The organism is Rothia sp. HMSC072E10, assembly GCF_001813965.1.
Classification (GTDB): domain Bacteria; phylum Actinomycetota; class Actinomycetes; order Actinomycetales; family Micrococcaceae; genus Rothia; species Rothia mucilaginosa_A.
In genome coordinates this window covers 1-3738 of sequence record NZ_KV814467.1, presented here as the reverse complement: position 1 = coordinate 3738, position 3738 = coordinate 1, and the positions used below count along the sequence as shown (strand labels likewise).

Here is a 3738-nt window from a genome sequence, read left to right as displayed (position 1 = left end):
TGCCTGCATTCTCACTCGCATAGCCTCCACCACTGGTTTACACCGCAGCTTCAACGGCCACACGACGCTCCCCTACCCAACAATCCAAAAAGATCATTGCCACAACTTCGGCGGTGTACTTGAGCCCCGCTACATTATCGGCGCAGAATCACTTGACCAGTGAGCTGTTACGCACTCTTTCAAGGGTGGCTGCTTCTAAGCCAACCTCCTGGTTGTCTAAGCAACTCCACATCCTTTCCCACTTAGCACACGCTTAGGGGCCTTAGTTGGTGGTCTGGGCTGTTTCCCTCTCGACAATGAAGCTTATCCCCCACTGTCTCACTGCTACGCTCTCACTTACCGGCATTCGGAGTTTAGCTGACGTCAGTAACCCGTGAAGGCCCATCGGCCATCCAGTAGCTCTACCTCCGGCAAGAAACACGTAACGCTGCACCTAAATGCATTTCGGGGAGAACCAGCTATCACAGAGTTTGATTGGCCTTTCACCCCTATCCACAGCTCATCCCCTCCATTTTCAACTGAAGTGGGTTCGGTCCTCCACGACGTCTTACCGTCGCTTCAACCTGGCCATGGATAGATCACTCCGCTTCGGGTCTAGGTCATGCCACTCAAACGCCCTATTCAGACTCGCTTTCGCTACGGATACCCCACACGGGTTAACCTCGCGACATAACACTAACTCGCAGGCTCATTCTTCAAAAGGCACGCTGTCACCCCAAAAGGCTCCAACGGCTTGTAAGCACACGGTTTCAGGTACTATTTCACTCCCCTCCCGGGGTACTTTTCACCATTCCCTCACGGTACTGATTCACTATCGGTCACTAAGAAGTATTTAGACTTACCAGGTGGTCCTGGCAGATTCACACGAGATTCCACGAGCCCCGTGCTACTCGGGTGGCCACACCACGGACAGAACAATTTCGATTACGGGACTCTCACCCTCTACGGCCGACCATTCCAAGTCGTTCACCTACCATCCTGAACATCATGCCGGCAGCCAGTTAGAACTACCACTGTGACTCCCACAACCCCCATGATGCAACGCCTAACCGCTATCACACACCACAGGTTTAGTCTCTTCCGCTTTCGCTCGCCACTACTCACAGAATCATTACTTTATTTTCTCTTCCTGCGGGTACTGAGATGTTTCACTTCCCCGCGTTCCCCCCAACCAGCCTATACATTCAGCTGGCGGTAACTCACCATGAAGATGAGCCAGGTTTCCCCATTCGGAAATCCTCGGATCAACGCCCAGTTATCGGCTCCCCGAGGCTTATCGCAGATTCACACGTCCTTCATCGGCTCTTAATGCCAAGGCATCCACCGTGTGCTCTTAATAACTTACACACAATCAAGAAAAATAAGAATCTAAAATCAACAATCAAACCAACACCAAAGCATTGATTCAACGCAAATTCCAGAAGATGCTCGCGTCCACTATATAGTTCTCAAACAACAACCCACAACACAACAACAACACAAACACAACATTTGCATCATCACCATGCCAGGCAAACAAAGGAACAACACCAACGTGTTACCCCAAAACCCAACAATGCGCTTCACTCAACCCAAAACCAACATTCCACCCATGAGCAAAACCACCCACCCGACACTCGCGGGTAGCATGGCCAACTAAATGTGCTCCTTAGAAAGGAGGTGATCCAGCCGCACCTTCCGGTACGGCTACCTTGTTACGACTTAGTCCCAATCGCCAATCCCACCTTAGACGGCTCCCTCCAAAAAGGTTAGGCCACCGGCTTTGGGTGTTACCAACTTTCGTGACTTGACGGGCGGTGTGTACAAGGCCCGGGAACGTATTCACCGCAGCGTTGCTGATCTGCGATTACTAGCGACTCCGACTTCATGGGGTCGAGTTGCAGACCCCAATCCGAACTGAGACCGGCTTTTAGGGATTAGCTCCACCTCACAGTATCGCAACCCTCTGTACCGGCCATTGTAGCATGCGTGAAGCCCAAGACATAAGGGGCATGATGATTTGACGTCATCCCCACCTTCCTCCGAGTTGACCCCGGCAGTCTCCTATGAGTCCCCACCATAACGTGCTGGCAACATAGAACGAGGGTTGCGCTCGTTGCGGGACTTAACCCAACATCTCACGACACGAGCTGACGACAACCATGCACCACCTGTATACCAGCCCCGAAGGGAAACACCATCTCTGATGCGGTCCAGTATATGTCAAGCCTTGGTAAGGTTCTTCGCGTTGCATCGAATTAATCCGCATGCTCCGCCGCTTGTGCGGGCCCCCGTCAATTTCTTTGAGTTTTAGCCTTGCGGCCGTACTCCCCAGGCGGGGCACTTAATGCGTTAGCTACGGCGCGGAAAACGTGGAATGTCCCCCACACCTAGTGCCCAACGTTTACGGCATGGACTACCAGGGTATCTAATCCTGTTCGCTCCCCATGCTTTCGCTTCTCAGCGTCAGTTACAGCCCAGAGACCTGCCTTCGCCATCGGTGTTCTTCCTGATATCTGCGCATTCCACCGCTACACCAGGAGTTCCAGTCTCCCCTACTGCACTCTAGTCTGCCCGTACCCACTGCAATACACGGGGTTAAGCCCCGGCCTTTCACAGCAGACGCGACAAACCGCCTACAAGCTCTTTACGCCCAATAATTCCGGACAACGCTCGCGCCCTACGTATTACCGCGGCTGCTGGCACGTAGTTAGCCGGCGCTTTCTCTGCAGGTACCGTCAATTTCTCTTCTTCCCTGCTAACAGAGGTTTACAACCCGAAGGCCGTCATCCCTCACGCGGCGTCGCTGCATCAGGCTTGCGCCCATTGTGCAATATTCCCCACTGCTGCCTCCCGTAGGAGTCTGGGCCGTGTCTCAGTCCCAGTGTGGCCGGTCACCCTCTCAGGCCGGCTACCCGTCGTCGCCTTGGTGAGCCGTTACCTCACCAACAAGCTGATAGGCCGTGAGCCCATCTATAACCACTACATAACGCTTTCCACCAACACCCCATGCGGAGATTGGTCGTATCCGGTATTAGACCCAGTTTCCCAGGCTTATCCCAGAGTTAAAGGTAGGTTACTCACGTATTACTCACCCGTTCGCCACTAATCCACCTAGCAAGCTAGGCTTCATCGTTCGACTTGCATGTGTTAAGCACGCCGCCAGCGTTCGTCCTGAGCCAGAATCAAACTCTCCGTTGAAAAAATAGAAAAGTTCGATAACCTGATCTCAAACAGCGAATCACACACGGGGGTGCGTGACTCAAGCTGACTTTTTTGAAACCATTCAATGATTATCAAATAAATAAATATTTGGTATTAGTTTCAGTTTCCATCACCAATTCGGTGATTTTATTGAACAAAGCACACTATTGAGTTCTCAAGCAACACACCGATTCAACACTTCAACCCCTCCAACTGAAGGAGCCTCACCGCTGAACGGTCATTCTCTTTTCATCGTTACCGCGTTCCCGCGGCAACCCAATCAACTATACCAGCGTTTCATTCGCCATGCAAATCCGATTTCCGTGATTCGCACCACAAAGTTTCTTTCCTAAAATCCTCCACAATCACCACACGATGACCAAGAATTCCTTCAAGCAAGAAACCGAAACACTATACAATTGAAAACCTGTCAAAACCGCTTCCGACTAGGAGAAACACCGAAGAAGTTCTTCGTTTTTTCCTCCTCGCCGCGGCGACTCATACAACTATACAGACCCGAATACGGGCCCGCAACCCGAATACGGGTGAAGTAGA

General features: G+C 51.8%; 2 rRNA genes. Both read right to left on the bottom strand.

Going from position 1 to position 3738, the window contains the following annotated elements:
- Positions 1-1347, bottom strand: a 23S ribosomal RNA gene (locus HMPREF2944_RS00010); the annotation flags it as partial.
- Between the two features lie 305 nt (positions 1348-1652).
- Positions 1653-3180: ribosomal RNA gene (locus HMPREF2944_RS00005) — 16S ribosomal RNA — on the bottom strand.
- Positions 3181-3738: the final 558 nt, after the last annotated feature.